Source organism: Microcoleus sp. B6-A1 (genome assembly GCF_036705085.1).
Classification (GTDB): domain Bacteria; phylum Cyanobacteriota; class Cyanobacteriia; order Cyanobacteriales; family Microcoleaceae; genus Microcoleus.
Genome location: NZ_JAUBTU010000049.1, coordinates 32,827 through 49,933 on the forward strand (window position 1 = coordinate 32,827; position 17,107 = coordinate 49,933).

General features: G+C 45.3%; 17 protein-coding genes and 1 riboswitch. Of the genes, 12 read left to right on the forward strand and 5 right to left on the reverse strand.

Annotated elements, in window-relative coordinates:
* Positions 1-9 precede the first annotated feature (9 nt).
* The 4 genes from QUB11_RS18650 to QUB11_RS18665 all read left to right on the forward strand — a co-directional run bounded on the left by QUB11_RS18650 (position 10) and on the right by QUB11_RS18665 (position 2,709).
* Positions 10-450 (forward strand): Rrf2 family transcriptional regulator, encoded by a 441-nt coding sequence (locus QUB11_RS18650; protein WP_242716025.1) that lies wholly within the window; start codon positions 10-12, stop codon positions 448-450.
* Positions 451-508: 58 nt separating this feature from the next.
* Positions 509-1,471, forward strand: coding sequence for a cysteine synthase A (gene cysK, locus QUB11_RS18655; RefSeq protein WP_333198534.1), 963 nt, complete (start codon positions 509-511; stop codon positions 1,469-1,471).
* Positions 1,472-1,552: 81 nt separating this feature from the next.
* Positions 1,553-1,708 (forward strand): hypothetical protein, encoded by a 156-nt coding sequence (locus tag QUB11_RS18660; RefSeq protein ID WP_333198532.1) that lies wholly within the window; start codon positions 1,553-1,555, stop codon positions 1,706-1,708.
* A 320-nt stretch (positions 1,709-2,028) separates the two neighbouring features.
* Positions 2,029-2,709 (forward strand): DnaJ domain-containing protein, encoded by a 681-nt coding sequence (locus tag QUB11_RS18665; protein WP_333198530.1) that lies wholly within the window; start codon positions 2,029-2,031, stop codon positions 2,707-2,709.
* Between the two features lie 254 nt (positions 2,710-2,963).
* On the opposite strand, the gene QUB11_RS18670 is transcribed toward QUB11_RS18665, so the two are convergent.
* Positions 2,964-4,463, reverse strand: coding sequence for a cyclic nucleotide-binding domain-containing protein (locus QUB11_RS18670; RefSeq protein WP_333198528.1), 1,500 nt, complete (start codon positions 4,461-4,463; stop codon positions 2,964-2,966).
* Between the two features lie 108 nt (positions 4,464-4,571).
* On the opposite strand from QUB11_RS18670, the gene QUB11_RS18675 reads away from it, so the two are divergent.
* From QUB11_RS18675 to QUB11_RS18705, 7 genes are all read left to right on the forward strand, one after another.
* Entirely contained in the window at positions 4,572-4,805 is a 234-nt protein-coding gene (locus QUB11_RS18675) for a hypothetical protein (RefSeq protein ID WP_333198526.1), read from the forward strand.
* 99 nt (positions 4,806-4,904) lie between these two features.
* Positions 4,905-5,777 carry a 6-carboxytetrahydropterin synthase gene (locus QUB11_RS18680; RefSeq protein ID WP_333198524.1) on the forward strand — a complete coding sequence of 291 codons (873 nt, stop codon included), beginning with the start codon at positions 4,905-4,907 and terminating at the stop codon, positions 5,775-5,777.
* A 204-nt stretch (positions 5,778-5,981) separates the two neighbouring features.
* The gene (locus QUB11_RS18685; RefSeq protein ID WP_333198522.1) at positions 5,982-8,258 is read left to right on the forward strand and encodes a tetratricopeptide repeat protein; all 2,277 of its coding nucleotides are present in this window, start codon (positions 5,982-5,984) and stop codon (positions 8,256-8,258) included.
* Between the two features lie 319 nt (positions 8,259-8,577).
* Positions 8,578-9,138, forward strand: a complete 561-nt coding sequence (locus tag QUB11_RS18690) for a Uma2 family endonuclease (protein WP_333198520.1) — start codon at positions 8,578-8,580, stop codon at positions 9,136-9,138.
* 245 nt (positions 9,139-9,383) lie between these two features.
* Positions 9,384-10,202: a Uma2 family endonuclease gene (locus QUB11_RS18695; protein WP_333198518.1), complete on the forward strand. Its 819-nt coding sequence runs from the start codon at positions 9,384-9,386 to the stop codon at positions 10,200-10,202.
* Between the two features lie 187 nt (positions 10,203-10,389).
* Positions 10,390-10,486, forward strand: a riboswitch (TPP riboswitch).
* Between the two features lie 7 nt (positions 10,487-10,493).
* Positions 10,494-11,867 carry a phosphomethylpyrimidine synthase ThiC gene (thiC, locus tag QUB11_RS18700; protein WP_333102218.1) on the forward strand — a complete coding sequence of 458 codons (1,374 nt, stop codon included), beginning with the start codon at positions 10,494-10,496 and terminating at the stop codon, positions 11,865-11,867.
* 158 nt (positions 11,868-12,025) lie between these two features.
* Entirely contained in the window at positions 12,026-12,619 is a 594-nt protein-coding gene (locus QUB11_RS18705) for a Uma2 family endonuclease (protein ID WP_333198516.1), read from the forward strand.
* Positions 12,620-12,846: 227 nt separating this feature from the next.
* Here QUB11_RS18705 and QUB11_RS18710 read toward each other — a convergent pair whose 3' ends face one another.
* The 3 genes from QUB11_RS18710 to pyrE form a co-directional block, all read right to left on the reverse strand.
* On the reverse strand, positions 12,847-13,329 hold the full coding sequence (locus QUB11_RS18710; RefSeq protein WP_333198515.1) for a hypothetical protein: 483 nt from the start codon (positions 13,327-13,329) through the stop codon (positions 12,847-12,849).
* Between the two features lie 318 nt (positions 13,330-13,647).
* Positions 13,648-14,934, reverse strand: a complete 1,287-nt coding sequence (dcm, locus tag QUB11_RS18715; protein ID WP_333198512.1) for a DNA (cytosine-5-)-methyltransferase — start codon at positions 14,932-14,934, stop codon at positions 13,648-13,650.
* Between the two features lie 220 nt (positions 14,935-15,154).
* Positions 15,155-15,733, reverse strand: a complete 579-nt coding sequence (gene pyrE, locus QUB11_RS18720; protein WP_333198510.1) for an orotate phosphoribosyltransferase — start codon at positions 15,731-15,733, stop codon at positions 15,155-15,157.
* 669 nt (positions 15,734-16,402) lie between these two features.
* Between pyrE and QUB11_RS18725 the strand changes: the two genes are divergently transcribed.
* A complete protein-coding gene (locus QUB11_RS18725; protein WP_333391346.1) occupies positions 16,403-16,930 on the forward strand; it encodes a hypothetical protein in 528 nt (175 codons plus the stop codon).
* Here QUB11_RS18725 and QUB11_RS18730 read toward each other — a convergent pair.
* Positions 16,917-17,107: hypothetical protein (locus QUB11_RS18730; protein WP_333391348.1), on the reverse strand; the 191-nt coding region annotated here is incomplete at its 5' end. The genes QUB11_RS18725 and QUB11_RS18730 overlap by 14 nt on opposite strands.

The window sequence follows — 17,107 nt, forward strand, 5'->3', positions numbered from 1 at the left end:
GAAGCAATTATGGTAGAACTCTCCTGTAAAAGCGAATACGCAATCTTAGCTTTGCTGGAGCTTGCCGATTGCTACGAAGAAGGCGAGCCTCTGCAAATTCGCCAGATAGCGGCTCAGCAAAATATTCCCGATCGATATTTGGAACAGTTGCTGGCTACCATGAGACGCTGCGGGCTGATTCGCAGCCAGCGAGGAGCTAAGGGAGGTTATATCTTGGCCAGGGAACCCTGGAAAATTACACTCCTAGAAATTATCAACTGCCTCGAAGGCTCAGAGTTCGATCGATCTGAAAAAGACTCGCCTGCTCAAACTGTAGAAAGTGCGGTGATTTGGGAAGTTTGGCAAGAAGCTCGATCGATTGCCAACTCAGTGTTGCAAAAATACACGCTACAGGATCTGTGCGAAAAGCGCAATGGCAGACGGCAGCTCGATATCATGTATTACATCTAGTTAAAATATTACCAACTAGGAATTAAGATTTACTTTCAACCACAAACTGACAAAGATTATGCGTATTGCTGGCGACATTACAGAATTGGTAGGGCGGACGCCCCTGGTGCAACTCAACCGCATTCCCCAAGCCGAAGGCTGCGTGGCTCGGATTGTGGTAAAACTCGAAGGCATGAATCCGGCAGCATCGGTGAAAGACCGCATCGGTGTCAATATGGTCAATCAAGCAGAGGCCGAAGGGCTGATTAGTCCAGGCAAAACGGTTTTAGTGGAACCGACTTCTGGCAATACCGGAATTGCTCTGGCAATGGTGGCCGCGGCTAAGGGCTACCAGTTGATTTTGACCATGCCGGATACGATGAGCACCGAACGCCGATCGATGCTGCGAGCTTACGGAGCTCAACTAGAACTGACTCCCGGAATTGAGGGCATGAGTGGCTGCATCCGCCGCGCTCAAGAGATTGTGGACAAAACTCCCAATGCGTATATGTTGCAGCAGTTTCGGAATCCAGCAAACCCCCAGGTTCACCGTTCGACAACGGCTGAGGAAATTTGGGAAGATACAGACGGCGAGGTGGATTTCCTGATTGCAGGAGTCGGCACTGGCGGTACGATTACGGGTGTGGCAGAGGTGATTAAGTCCCGGAAACCCGAGTTTAAGGCGATCGCCGTTGAGCCGGCTAATAGTCAGATACTGTCGGGCGGAAAGCCAGGGCCTCACAAAATTCAAGGTATCGGCGCTGGTTTTGTGCCGCCGGTGCTGAATGTGGATTCGATCGACGAAATTATAGTTGTTACCGATGACGAGGCGATCGCCTATGGCCGTCGCTTGGCCAGAGAAGAAGGACTTTTGTCCGGTATTTCCAGCGGTGCGGCACTATGTGCGGCGGTGAAAGTCGGCAAGCGTCCCGAAAATGCAGGGAAATTGATTGTGATGATTCAGCCTAGCTTCGGCGAACGCTATTTGAGCACTCCCTTGTTCCAAGATCCAGAACTCAATTTGGCGATGGCCCTCAACTAGGCTAGCCTCCGGCCCAAGTCGCAGAAACACAGGGCAGGGCGTAGACTGTACGCTCTGCTTGGCTTTTTAGTAGATTAAAGAATGGCGATAGATTGTAGCTTTCTCGATCGCGATCGATATCGTTTCCGGTTGCATCGGAATGATTTAACCGCAGAGGGCGCAGAGAACGCAGAGGGAGAGAATACAGAGAGGAATAATTCCGATGCTACCGGATTTGATATGATGCCGAATTTCTGAAGGAGCTTTTTTTTGAACTAACCGCTTTCGGCGTGTTAGCGAAGCGGGCGCTGAGCGCTTTTGTGGCGAAGGAAGAGCAAAGAAAAGAAGGGCTAACAGTTGGCGGGAGCAGCGCTATAGGAGTCCTCAATCTCGATCGGCTTACCACTTCCAAAGCCTCAATGTTTTTCTAAAATAGATTTATGATAAGTTGAAAACTGAGGTTTTTTACTGGCAATTATTGACATTTATATCAGATAAAAACTTAAAATATTAGCAAAAAATGATATTTTTGTCAAGCACTTTCTCACAGATAATCCAGATTTCAAGGAAATAACAGCGTGTCTTCCGTTACCAATCACTACAAAACCCTAAAGATTAGCCCAACCGCAACACAAGCCGAGATTAAACAAGCATACCGCCGTTTAGTCAAATTATTTCATCCAGACAGCCGCAGCGACACAGCGGGTCACGAAGAGATTGTCCGCCTCAATGCAGCCTATGAAATATTAGGAGACGCCCAGCACAGACAATCTTACGATCGCCAATTTTCCGAGCAAACCAAACAGCAATCACCAGTCGCACCAAACGTCAGCCGCCAGCAAACACAAACAGCAAGGGACGCGGATGAACTAATGGAACAGTGGCTGATTAAAGTATACAAACCAGTCAATAGAATGCTTACCAGCATCTTGAAGCCACTTAAAAAAGAAATAGACGAATTGTCAGCAGATCCGTTTGATGACGAACTGATAGAAAAGTTTCAACTTTATATCGAAACCAGCCGCGAGTTTCTCAAAAAAGCTCATAACTTTTTTACATCGATGCCCAATCCATCTAATGTAGCCGGAGTTGCGGCCCATCTCTACTACTGCATCAATCAAGTCGGAGACGGAATAGAAGAATTGCAGCTATTTACGCTCAATTATGACGATCGCCACTTGCACACCGGTCAAGAACTGTTTAGAATTGCCGCTAGACTGCGGCGGGAAGCGCAGGACGAATTAAAAATTAAAAGTTAAAAAAAGCAGATTGTTCCGGGAGCCTCTCAATGAAAGCAGGCAAGCTAGAAATTGGAGTTAGGAGCCAGGAGCCAGGAGCCAGGAGGAAAGAGCAAGAAGGAAGAAGGAAGGAGCCAGAAGAAGTGTTTTTACAAATATGAGATGCTCCCATTGTTCCCTCTTCCCTCTTCCTTATTCCGACGGACATCCGTTACATCCGTTACATCCGTTACATCCGTTACAGAATCCGCTGCCGAACTTCCCTCTTCCTTTTTTCAAATTCCAAAAAGAACTTGAATTCGCTTGCGAATTTTAATAAAAGGAGTTTGTCCCAGAGAGTCGCCATCCAACAATCCCAAATCTCTCAAAGCTTGCTGGCGTTCCGACAATTTTTGAGCAATCTGATCAGCTAAATTAGGTTGTTCTCTTAAAAGTTTTTGTAAATCGTGACGTTCCACCACAAACAAAATAGCATCTTCGCTAGTTTTAACAGTCGCCGTTCTCGGAGTACCCAACAGCAAAGATATTTCCCCAAAAAACTCGCCCTCATGAAGAGTAGCAATATACTGACCGGCTTTTTGAGAAAGAACTTCTACAGTACCCGAAAGAATAATATAAAAAGAGTCGCCAGGGTCATTTTCCTTACATACCACCTGTCCCGCTGGAAACAGTTGTCGGTAGCCGTATTCAATTAACTGTCGCAGTTCTAAATCCGTACACTGTTCAAAATAAGTTACTCGCCGCAACAAATCTCGGAGCGTCCAATTATTCGGCGATTTAGGCCCTGACTTTTTATGGTCATAAACGGTGGAATTAGATTTGAGTTCTGCTGAATGTGTGGCATTCTGCGGAAAAAAATTTCCGTTAGAATTATCGTCTTTGTTATTGTGAAAAAATTGAGTTAACTCTTGCGGGTTTCGCAGCCACAAATCCCGCTGGGGAAAGGGAATTTCGATATTTCGGTGGCGAAATTCGTAATCTATTAAAAAATTCACTGCACTTTTAATGGCATCGCTTTCCTGTGGCTGGTCAATCCAAACTAAAAGTTCAAAATTTAAAGCGTTATCTCCAAAACCGCAAAACCATACTTTAGGAGAAGGATGGGACAAGACATTCGATTCCATCCGCGCCGCAATTAACAGCGCTTCCGTAACTATTACTGGGTCAGAGCCGTAAGCAACGCCGACGGGGATGTGGATGCGGCATCTGGGGTCTTTGTAACTCCAGTTAATAATGTTAGTTTCGACAAACTTAATGTTGGGTATGATTACAAATAGACCGTCAATTGTTTTAATTATTGTAGAACGGATCGAAATTGTTTCTACTGTTCCTAATAACTTGTCTATTTCAATAAAGTCTCCTACTCTAATTTGGTGTTCAAATAGCAGGGTGAGGCCGCTGATAAAGTTGCTGGCTAGATTTTGCAAGCCGAAGCCGAAACCAATGCCGACAACGCCCGCTAAAACCGTGAGAGAACTGAGGTTGATGCCGGCACCTTGCAGGACGAATATACAGCCAAGCGTTGCTAAAATATAGCTAATGATGGTGGAAATTGCTTCTCGACTGCCGCGATCCAATCCCATCCGAACTAGCAGGCTGCGCTTGATTCCTTCACTGATGAAACGAGCTATAATGAAGGCAAATATAGCTAAAACTATCAGTTTGACGATCGCACTGATGGACAGATGAGTGTCCCCGATATAGAATAGCGGGGTTGTCATCGCACCCGAAAAATGTTCAAAAAAGCGATCGGCTCGTGCAGTAATCGAATTCATTAATATTGGGTAATGGGTAATTGGTGATTAGTTTTGAGCGCAACTGAACGGCCAACGGCTAACTATTGCAGAGCTTAGGCGAAAAACTCCAACTGTGGAGTGTCCTGTGTGGCAAAAAGGTCGATTCCCTACCGCAACGGGCCCGCTTCGCGAACCGGATATATCCGCACGCGCGTACTTTCTCAAATGCTCGTAACTGATGAGTTAGCAAATGATGGCGAAAAACTATTTTGTAGCGGTATTTTCGGCCGGATATCTGTGTTGTGGTGTAAAATGGGCCGGGCGGCTCGATCGATCGGCGACTTGTTGCCAATATCTGGAAAATTGGTAGAAATTCATTGACAGCACCCTCAAATTCTTGAAAAATTCCAGCAAAAATTAGTTTATCCTTAAGAAGCGAGTCCTTTACAGAACTTAACAAGCTTACCCTACTTGACTTTTATGCAGTGCATCATCAATCGTCGGGCACAGTTTTCGGCGAGTCACCGGTACTGGCTGCCGGAGTTAAGCGAAGCCGAGAACTTTGAGCGGTTTGGCCCAACTGCCCGCGCACCGGGACACGGACACAATTACGTCCTTTACGTTTCCATGATAGGAGAACTCGACGAGTACGGCATGGTGCTCAACTTGTCTGATGTCAAACACGTCATCAAGCGGGAAGTTACCAAGGATCTCGATTTTTCCTTTCTCAACGAAGCGTGGCCGGAATTTGAGCAGACTCTGCCAACTACCGAAAACATAGCACGGCAAATTTGGCTGCGGCTAGCCCCTCATTTACCTCTGAGCAAAATTCAATTGTTTGAACATCCCGAACTTTGGGCTGAATATTTAGGAAACGGAATGGAAGCTTATCTAACTTTGTCCACTCATTTTAGCGCCGCCCATCGGTTGGCTCGTCCCGATTTGAGCTTTGAAGAAAACTCGGAAGTTTACGGCAAATGTGCTCGTCCCAACGGTCACGGTCACAATTATCATTTAGAGGTGACTGTTAAAGGGGAAATTGATGCGCGGACTGGCATGATTGCTGATTTGGGAGCTTTGCAAAAAGCTATTGACGATTATGTTGTTGAACCGTTCGATCACACTTTTTTAAATAAGGATATTGCTTATTTTGAGAACGTTGTGCCGACTGCAGAGAATATTGCAGTTCGGATCGGGCAATTGTTGCGATCGCCCGTTCAGGAATTGGGCGCCCAGTTGCACAAAATTAAGCTGATTGAAAGTCCGAATAATAGCTGTGAAATTTTCGGCGCTGATTTAGAGGAAGTGGCGGCTGAACGTCAGCAGCCGGAAGCGATTTTAGCTAAGGTTTAGAGCTGAAAATCGGGTCGGGTTCACCCGGATATTGGGCTAATTGTGCAGATTGGTAAACCCGCCCCGATGATTTCGAGGGTTATTCAACCGGATTAGGCGCGAGAATATATTTTTGGACAAAAGTTCCACAGCCAGAATTATTGACACTTTTCCTGAAAAGTCAGGCGGCGCGCGTATTTGGGAGATAGTAAGTCAGCATTCCTCATGTCAGCTATTCTAACTGCTGAGACTATGAGGTCGATCGCCCGATCGCTGACAACCAAGCACCAATTTCTCCTAAATGAGTTGACGTTTATGCGCGTCTCAAATGTAGCTCTCTTGACTCTGGCTGCCCTCGCATCCCACAATTTAACTGCTAATACTAGCGCCAATCCTGCTGCACATCCTATTTCTCCTGAGACACCGCAGGCTAGCAACTTTGTTGATGCGGTAAATAATACTGAATCGCGTCGGGCGGAGTCAATTAGCGAGCCTGAGACGATCGCCTACGAACAATTTTCCCCAAATACTACCGTATCCCGTCGGGCGGAGTCAATTAGCGAGCCTGAGACGATCGCTCACGAACAATTTTTCCCAAATACTACCGTATCTCGTCGGGCTGAGCCAATTAGCGAGCCTGAGACGATCGCCCACGAACAATTTTCCCCGCGAATTGCTGTAAAATCGCCGACAGGTTTACTGGTAGCGGCCGCTCAGCCGGATTTATCTGCTAGTGCAAAAACCAAGGCGAATCCTCCGGCTGCATCCGGCGATGAAATAACAAAATCTTTACAAGAAACCTGGCTAGCTAAATTAATCGAAACCGGGGTTGAAAGCAATCCTCAAGTTCGGGAGGTTTTCGCTTTTATCTCCCCGTCTAGTGGCAGTTCTGAATCTGGATATGGTTTTAATAGTACCATAACTCTGCTCAATATTTTACTAATTCTTGGTACTGTATTTCCACCAGTCACAATTGCCTTTTTTTGGATGATGCGACGGCTGATAATCAAACAGTTGGTGGCTGATGCCAATAAACGATTGCAGGGCATTGGTGTATTGGAATCCGAGCTCAGAAATTCTAGCCAACTGACTCAAAAGTTGAAGGATGAATTAGAAGCGCAAATGGGTGCAGCTAAACAATCCCTTGATTTTTTAACTAGAGAAACTGAACTTTCCAAATCTTCCGTCGAGCAAATTGAGACTCTCAAATCTCAATTTATCATGCACCTGCAAGTTTTGCTGAAAGAAGTTGACGAGAAAAAATCTCAAATAGTTCAAGAAATTTCCCAAGTTCCCGCAGTTGTTGCCAAAGAAGCTCTCAAAATCTCCCCTCAACCGGCCTTAAACAATTCCCAAAATTCGCAAACTGCACCTGCTAGCAACGAAAATTTGATTGCTGACGATTATATCAAGCAAGCCGAAGGGCTTTATTTTCAAGGCAATTATGATGAAGCATTAGTTTGCTTGGAAAAAGCTGTTTTAGCGAATAAATTTTTGCATGAGGCTTGGTATTGGCGCGGAAATGTGTTAGTAAAATTGCAGCGCCTGGAAGAAGCACTCGCCTGTTACGACCAAGCAATATTAATTAAACCGGATAACTACGAAGCATGGTATAATAAAGCGAGTTTGCTGGGCAAATTGCAGAAGTACGAAGAGGCGATCGCCTGTTACGAGCGAGCAAGTTTGAGCGAATCTCGAAAATACGGTTGTTGGCACAGTATAGCGGCTTTGTTGGGTCAATTGCAGCATTACGAAGAAGCGATCGCCAGTTACGATCGCGCCCTCGCTATCAAAGCAACCGACAGCGAAATTTGGCACAACCGAGGCGCGATGCTGGGCAAAATACAGCAGTACGCAGCAGCAGTCGAATCTTACGATCGCGCTCTTGAACTCAATCCCAACAGATACGAAACTTGGTACAATCGAGGCAATATGCTGTGGAGACTACTCCGCTACAGTGATGCTATTGATTCTTACGATCGGGCGATCGGCATCCGGCTCGACAAATACGAAGTTTGGTACAATAGAGCCGCTGTGCTCGGAAAATTGCAGCGATATCAAGAATCGATCGAATCCTACGACAAAGCAATAGCCCTTAAACCGCAGGATTTTGAAGTGTGGCACAACCGAGGCGTAGCTTTCGACAAACTGTCGCAGCACGAAGCAGCAATTGGCTCTTACGAATCAGCAATTACCCTTAATTCCGAGTGTTACCAAGCTTGGTTTGGTAAAGGCGAATCTTTGGCAAAATTGCAGCGCAATGAAGAAGCGATCGCAGCTTATGAGAAAGCAATTGCTATTAAGCCGGACTCCTACGATGCTTGGCACCACTTGGGTACCGCTTTGTCAGAATTAAAGCGCTATGAGGAAGCAATGGCAGCTTACGATCGAGCTATTGCCATCAAACCCGAAAATGCCGAAGCTTGGCGCGATCGAGGTGCAATTGTATCAGAATTAAAACAGGATACAGACAAAATTGATTCGGGTGAAAAAGAGACTTAAATAGTCCTGGACGCACGGGTGGTCAGAAACCGGGTTTTTTGCGAAAATACTGCATCCCGACCTTTAAAACTGGTAAAAACCCGGTTTCTTTGGTATTTATGCGTCTACGACTATTAAATTCAGTCCCAATCCGGTTGTTCAAAATTTATAGGTGCATCCCTACCGTTGTTGACGAGTATTTAACCAGACTTAATAGCGGGGATTTAAATGCTTTTTGTCTAAGGATTCTTATCTAAATTTTTCCTCTTTTTTCCGCTCTGTTTGGGGCGTTTTTTTTTATGGTAAATTTAGGTAAGCTGCAAACAAGGAGAATAGTTATATGTCTGTTCAGCTTCAAAAACGGTTATTTACAGTAAAAGAATATCATTTGATGACTGAGGCGGGTATTCTCTCGGAGGGCGATCGGGTGGAATTGATAGAAGGAGAGATTGTTAAAATGGCTGCAATTGGAACTCGTCATGCAAGTTGTGTGCGACGACTGATCCGCAGTTTTAGCGTGATTCCACAAAATCTTGCTATTTTGGGTGTCCAAGACCCTATCCAGTTGACGGAGTACACTGAACCTCAACCGGATGTTGTATTGCTGCAACCTCGTGCTGATTACTACGCCACAGCCCATCCAGTACCGTCTGAAGTTTTGCTGTTAGTTGAGGTTTCAGATAGTACGGTTGATTATGACAGAGATGTGAAAGTATCCATTTACGCGCGATCGCTCATTCAGGAAGTTTGGCTGGTAGATTTAGTTAAAAATTGTTTGGAAGTCTACCGTCAGCCAGGCCCAAACGGTTATAGTTTAATGCTCAAGTTTTGGCGCGGTCAACAAGTTGCGCCGCTGGCTTTTCCTGAATTTGAAGTGAGCGTTGATTTTATATTGGGTTAGGCTAATTTTTTATATTTAGGACTCACGCATCAAGGGTTAGAAACCGGGTTTTTTACCAAAATTTAAGGCAGTAATCCGGTATTTTCTTAAAAAACCCGGTTTCTTGGGTCGCAGTGCGTCCAGGACTAATATTATTAAACTTTACTGATTTACCTAACAATTGTAACTCGCGAAATTTGGCTTCTTCCTTCTTCCTGCTTCCTTCTACTATAATAAGTTTAATTCCTCAAATCAGCGCAAGTTTTATGACTATTGCCAAATCATTTGAATTGGAAGTCAGCCATCTCCCCGATCACACTGAATTACCAGAGTCGGACGGTACTTTTGTGAAAAACTTTCAAGAACTTCCTCAAAGCATTATTCTCACTGATTCACTCCGACCAATTTTGCAACAACTTCACCCTGACGGACGCTATCGCATCGGTCAAGATTGTGGGATTTATTGGCGTTTAACTGACCCACTCGAACGCGGTGCCGAAGCGCCCGATTGGTTTTATGTGCCGAATGTTCCCCCACTATTAAATGGTGAGGTGCGACGTTCTTATGTGTTGTGGAAAGAATACGTTGCACCGCTGATTGTTTTGGAATTTGTGTCGGGGAACGGTGCCCAAGAGCGAGATAGAACGCCGCCACCAGAACCCGGTCAAGCCGAAGAACAAAATGTGGGGAAATTTTGGGTTTACGAACAGGCGATTCGCGTGCCTTACTACGGCATTTATGAAGTGAAAAAAGCGGCTGTAGAAATGTATCATTTAGAAGACAATCGCTATCAGCGCATGAGTGTAAATGAGCGCGGTCGCTATCCGATTCCTCAGCTTGGAGTTGAGTTGGGAATTTGGCAAGGTGAATATGATGAGATGAATTTACCTTGGTTGCGTTGGTGGGATAGTGAAGGGAATTTGCTGTTAATTGGAGAGGAACGTGCCCGAGAAGAACGCCTGCGGGCGCAACGAGAAAGTTTGCGCGCACAACAAGAAAGCCTTCGCGCGGAGGAAGAAAAACAACGCGCCGATCGCCTAGCAGCAAAATTGCGCGAAATGGGGATTAATCCTGATGAGGTGTGATTGTTTTTAGGTTGTTAAATGGGGTGCGATTGCCTTCGGGATAGCTGCGCTGGCGTGTACTTTTTAAACAGCAGAAATATCAGAAGCCCCAAAAGGGCGATCGCACTTTCGATCTCCTCACCCCATTGTTTATATTAAGATTTCCTTAATTGCCTTCATCTGGTACAGGCATCAGTGCTACTATTAACAGCTTAGCTAGGGGTGCCCGAATATCCGGGCTGAGAAAACACCCTTAGAACCTGAGTCTGGGTAATACCAGCGGAGGGAAGCTGTTTATCAAGGAAATTAAATATGCGTACCGAATGGATCGCTAAGCGTCAGGGCCAGAGCAATGTATCTCAAATGCACTACGCCCGTCAAGGTGTAATTACTGAGGAAATGCACTTTGTTGCTAAGCGAGAAAATCTCCCGCCAGAACTTATCCGCGCGGAAGTAGCGCGGGGACGGATGATTATTCCGGCTAACATCAATCACCCGAATTTGGAACCGATGGCGATCGGTATTGCGTCTAAATGCAAAGTCAATGCTAATATCGGTGCATCTCCCAACTCTTCCAATATGGAAGAAGAAGTTGACAAGCTTAAACTAGCAGTGAAATACGGCGCTGATACCGTGATGGACTTGTCCACCGGTGGCGGCAACTTGGATGAAATCCGCACTACAATTATCAAAGCTTCACCAGTGCCGATCGGTACTGTACCAATTTACCAAGCTTTAGAAAGCGTTCATGGTAATATGGAAAGTCTGACGCCGAATGACTTTCTTCACATCATTGACAAACACGCTCAACAAGGTGTTGATTACCAAACAATTCACGCCGGAATTTTGATCGAGCATTTGCCGTTGGTAAAAAATCGCCTGACTGGGATTGTCTCTCGCGGCGGCGGCATTTTGGCGCGGTGGATGCTGCATCACCACAAACAAAATCCTCTCTACACTCACTTTAACGACATCATTGAAATCTTCAAAAAATATGATGTTTCGTTTAGTTTGGGAGATTCTCTGCGCCCCGGTTGCACTCACGATGCTTCTGACGATGCTCAATTAGCTGAACTCAAAACTTTGGGACAATTAACTCGCAAAGCTTGGGAACATGATGTGCAGGTAATGGTGGAAGGCCCAGGCCACGTTCCGATGGATCAAATTGAGTTTAATGTCAAGAAACAAATGGAGGAATGTTCGGAAGCACCCTTCTATGTTTTGGGGCCGTTGGTGACAGATATTGCGCCTGGATACGACCACATTACCTCAGCAATTGGGGCGGCGATGGCTGGTTGGTACGGTACTGCAATGCTGTGTTACGTGACGCCGAAGGAACACTTAGGATTGCCGAATGCTGAGGATGTCCGAAACGGGCTGATTGCTTACAAAATCGCGGCTCACGCTGCAGATATTGCACGGGGCCGTCCGGGTGCGCGCGATCGCGATGACGAACTCTCGAAAGCACGTTACAATTTCGATTGGAACCGTCAATTTGAGCTGTCATTAGATCCAGAACGCGCCAAGGAATATCACGACGAAACTTTGCCGGCGGATATCTACAAAACTGCTGAATTCTGTTCGATGTGCGGGCCTAAGTTCTGTCCGATGCAGACTAAGGTTGATGCCGATGCTTTGACAGAATTAGAGAAGTTTTTGGCTAAGGAACCTGTAGCCCAAAGCTAATTGGATTAATTCGTAGGGTGCCGATAGCGCACCTTACTTAATCCTCAAGCTGTTTCGTTTCTTGTGGGGCGGGCATCCTGCCCGCTCAAAATTAGCGTGCTGATGGCGCACCTTACTTAAGGTTATATTAAAAGGAGTTTCCGAAAAGGAGAATTGCGATGTCCGTTCAACTTCAAAAACGCCTTTTTACGGTGAAAGAATATCATTTAATGGGTGAGACAGGGATTCTTTCTGAAGCTGAGCGCGTCGAACTCATTGAAGGAGAAATTATTCAAATGGCTGCTATTGGAACTCGTCACGCAACTGCTGTGAGACGACTTAACCGACTTTTTCACCGATTACCAGAAGATAGAGTTATTGTTGATGTCCAAAACCCTGTTTTGTTAAGCGAACGTACTGAACCGCAACCTGATGTAGTATTGCTCCAATTTCGCGATGATGATTACGAGACAGCACATCCAGTTCCCTCAGAAGTGTTACTTTTGGTAGAAGTCGCTGACAGTACAGTGGATAATGACAGAAATATCAAAATTCCTATTTATGCCCGATCGCTCATTCAAGAGGTTTGGCTGGTTAATTTACTTGAAAACTGCTTGGAAGTTTACCGCCAGCCAACACCAAACGGTTATAGTTTAATACTAAACTTGTACCCTGGTCAAGAGGTGGCACCGATCGCATTTCCTGATTTTACAGTCAGTGTGGACTGGATATTCGGTGCGGGCGATCGCACTTCCTCAACCGCAGAACAATAAATTTGCTGCTTGATGCTGATTAAACTGCATTTTTCAAAGCCAATTGCTTTGCAGAGGATAAGCACTTCTGGATTACTTCTAGACCAACAGATTCAACCACATTAATACTTACCAAGATATTTATTACCATGCTCTGCCTGGTAACGAGAAATTTTCAATTTGTAGGGTGCGTTAACGCCGTGTAACGCACCGCCAGCCTCATGCACCATTTTAGCTAGGTAAAAGATTTACCTGGAGATGTTAGCTCGCGCTGTATCTTTGCACGTTGAAAGAATGCGGCGATCGTTTGAGCTAATTGTGCGGATAGAATGCAGATTTGTTAGCTGAGTATTGACTTCAATTGTTTGAACTTTTCCGGCTGAGATTGCCTTCCCGTACAGTGTATTTCCCTCAATTTTACCAGTGAAGCACGCAAAGTCCGATCGCGGCGCGTAGATTGCACCAACGACGCGATCGTTCTGGCGTTGAAACACAATATAGTTTTGAAGAACTTGGTTGGGCTGTGGCGAATCTCCGTACAGGTAAATACCATCTGGCAAAGCAGCAACATTAGTCTTAGATGGATTTTGTTGTGCTTGAAGCGGTTGTTGCTGAATGCCAACACCAATTAGTGTCAGAGGACAAATAAAGGCTGTTGCCAGTAGTTTCCATTTCCTTTTAATAGATGCAGGTAAAATCATTACTGCTTCTCCGTGCGCGTCATCTAACATTTTAAAACAATCTTCTCTAGTTAATATCTCACTCAGGTTATAATTTCCCTCTGCTAAAATCAGTCGATTGGTAGAGATTCTGAACCTGAAAGCTTGCGCTTGTTTAGCACCGAAAAGTTTATTTTCCTTTGTGGTCCCAGTACCTGAGCTGATTTTGATAAAATTAGAGCGAGCAGAGTTTATATTTCCCTTCAATAAAACACCGATCTAAGGTTGATGCCGATGCTTTGGCGGAATTAGAGAAGTTTTTGGCTAAGGAACCTGTAGCGCAAAGCTAGTTGATATGGTGGGCGGAAATACTCGGCTCACCCTTCCAATTCACCAGGCGCTAACTTTTTGTTTGGTAGAGCACAAAACATTCTGGATAACTTCTAGAGCAACAGCTTTAACTACATTAATACTTACACTATTACCCAGTTGATGATAAGCTTTATCATCATTAGGATGCAGAATAAAACTATCGGCAAAACCTTGTAACCGCGCCGCCTCGCGGGGAGTAATCCTGCGGACTCGGTTATGAGAGTAAACTCCTAATCTATTAGCATCACTGGCAACAATTGTTACAGAAATTTTCTGCGGATCGAGAAATTTATAGACTTCAAAGGAAAAGTTACCGGATACAGGTTTGTATTGATTGTTGTTCCGTTGCAGGTATTTTTTTGTTACCAAGGAATCTAGCATTTCATCGAGATTGGGATGAGCAAAAAAAGTAGCTATTTGCTCTTTAGTTAATAGCTTGCCATCTTGGTCAGCTCCAAATTCTTTATTGCGCCTTTTCAAGATAAAAAGATTCATTAATTCAATTTCGTCTAAACTGCACTCGCCTCGCAAACCCAGTTCCCAAGAATGAATCGAATTGCCACCGCGATAGTCAATTAGCCGCCTACCGTGCAGTCGGCTGAAATCATTGTTAACTATTTGTTTCAAGGCATTAACAAATTCTGGCGAACAATCATATTTTGGATCTGGATTGTCTTCCAAAATATCGGCAACTCTAACAGGTTGACTTAACGGGGAAAATAACGATAGCTGTTGATGACTAGAGGAATGCGAATCTTTTGGGCCTACGTCGGTAATTAGCTTAAATTGGGGCGAAGCATTTAAAATTCCTACTAGGTAAACTCGGACACGGTTCTGAGGTAAGCTAAAGTTAGAGCTGTTGAGCAAAAAATAATCGAAGCTGTAACCTCGGCTTTTGATTTCGCCCTTAATAGTTTCGAGGGTTCTGCCGCCGTCGTGGCTGACAAGCCCCCGCACGTTCTCGAAAATAAATGCTTGAGGTTTAAAGGTATCAATTAACCTTGCAATCTCAAAAAATAGGGTGCCTCTGGTGTCTCCAAATCCCTCTTTTTTGCCAGCATAGGAGAAAGACTGACAAGGAAATCCCGCTAGTAAAATTTCATGGTCAGGGAGTTTGTCAATTAGTCGGATGTCGCCTAAAGGTGTGTCCGCAAAGTTTTTCTGGTAAACTAATTGAGCGTCGGGATTGATTTCGCTGCTTAATACGCATTCAGTTTTTAGATTCAAGGAATGAGCGGCGGATTCCAAGGCTAATCTCATGCCGCCTATTCCTGAGAATAAGTCAATAAAACGGATGGTTTTCATAGCCTTAAACTCGCTGGTTAAGATTGATATCTTGCACCATTGTTAACATGAGCCAGAGCGAAAATATCTGCGTTATCAGGTAGAACCTGGTAACGAGGGGAATCGCACAAACTGCTATTTTTTGCTACTAAGCTGTTACGCATCTAAATTGTATTTTTGGGCGGGCGGGACGCCCAACCCCTACTCCCCACAAGAATTTGCTCGAATTTGATTGTCAAATTTAGATGCGCCTCAGCTTAATCCATTCTTTAAGATCCTTAATCGTAAAAATGGCTTTAAAATCCAATCCTGCCTCGCGATATAATTCCCCTCCACCTTGCTCCCTGTCAATCAGAGACAAAATACGATCGACCTTATAACCCGCACCGCGCAACCGTTCCACCGCCTGCATCGCTGACTTACCCGTCGTCACCACATCCTCCAAAACCGCCACATTCGTGCCCTCTGGCAACAGTGGCCCCTCAATATACGCCATTGTCCCGTGTCCCTTCGTCTCCTTTCTGACAATTAAAGCTGGTATAGGTCGATCGCCCAAAGCCGAAACCACACTCACAGCAGTTACAATCGGGTCAGCACCCAAAGTCAAACCGCCCACAGCTTGGACATCCGACGACAACATCGACAACAGCAAACGTCCCGTTGCCAAAGCACCTTCAGCGTGCAGCGTCACCGGTTTACAGTTAATGTAATAAGAACTTTTCTGCCCCGAAGACAGCACAAAATCGCCTTCACGATAAGCAAACTCGCACAACAAATCTAGAAGTCGATCGCGCAACACCTTTAAATCCGCAGCATCCATAACTCACACCCTATAAAAAACACAAATAATCCGCCGATAATCAGTTTATCAAAAAATTGGGTTGAAAATCCCGTCTTTCGCTTGACCGAAGGCATCCAGGATAAAAGCCCCCGGATTCATTCCAACGCGCCAACTCAGGACCCAGAAATAAAAAACCTGTCTCCGATGAAACTTGCCGAACGTATTTATCCGTGGGGTCAATGCTTCAATTCTAAAATCTAAAATCTAAAATCTAAAATCGCTTGACGGCTTTTTGATAGAATACACATGGTTGTAATTCCCAAGGTGGGCGGTTGTGAAGCGGCTTTTAGTCGGCACCCTCGAACCTGAAAGCTTTTTAAAAGCAAAAAGAAGGGTAGCGAAAACCTTGTAAAACAGAGCTGGGGAATCAACGCATTCTCACCCACCAGAAAATCAATAATTTGTTTCAATCAAGTAGGGTGGGGCACACCCGAACTCTAGGTTCGTATCCTAGTACGCTTTTGGAGATAGACCCTCTGGGGTGGTTGTGAGTTAAGCTCGTCAATTGGTGCAATTGCACGGTTGAAAAGTTTAAGGATTGCCGAAAGGACGCAACATTTTAAGGTCAATCGCTGAATTAAGAATCCCTGTCCTTTAGGTCAGGGAGTGTCAAAGTGGAATCGGAATTAATTAAGGAGGCCCAAATATATGAGTCAAAAATTAAAAAGCCTAAGCGGCGCGTTGATTCTCGCTGTCGCCTCTGCCGCACTGGCATCCGTCAAACCAGCTCAAGCACAAACCGAGCGATTTCACCCGATTGCCGACGACTTCAACCGACAATTTTTTCAAGCTTCAGGAGACTTTTACCACAACGTCAGCTTGCAAGGTTACTTGGGCGACTATTTAGGCATCGGTTCCCCCAGCGGCGTCGTTGCCTTTCCCGAAAAAGAAATTGAGCGGGATGCTAGTCGCGTCAACGGATTCTACCGCCGAGTAATGCAGCGGCAAGTTTCCAGCGACCCGATTCTCCGCGTCCCAGATGCAGTTAATCCCTTCGATGCCTCAGTCATGGCACTGCCTGCAGCTTGCCAGCTAGCACCTCAACCAAGCGGCTGTTTCCCTACTCCCGCCGGACTCCAAGATCAGTTTACACTTCCAACACAGCAGCAAAATTCACCGACTGATGCAGGGCCCGTTAGAGGACTTTATCAAGTATCACCCCCTAGCAAAAATTAATCGATCGACAGTTGCGAGTTTTGAGCCGAGGCGGGTTTACTAAATCTTGGATTTGTATTTTAGGAATGAGAATTAAATAACTTCCACAAGTTTGTGGGATGGGCGTCCCGCCCGGCCAAAAAGGACGGGCGGGACGCCCATCCCACAAAAACAAATAAAATTGTAAGTTATTTAATT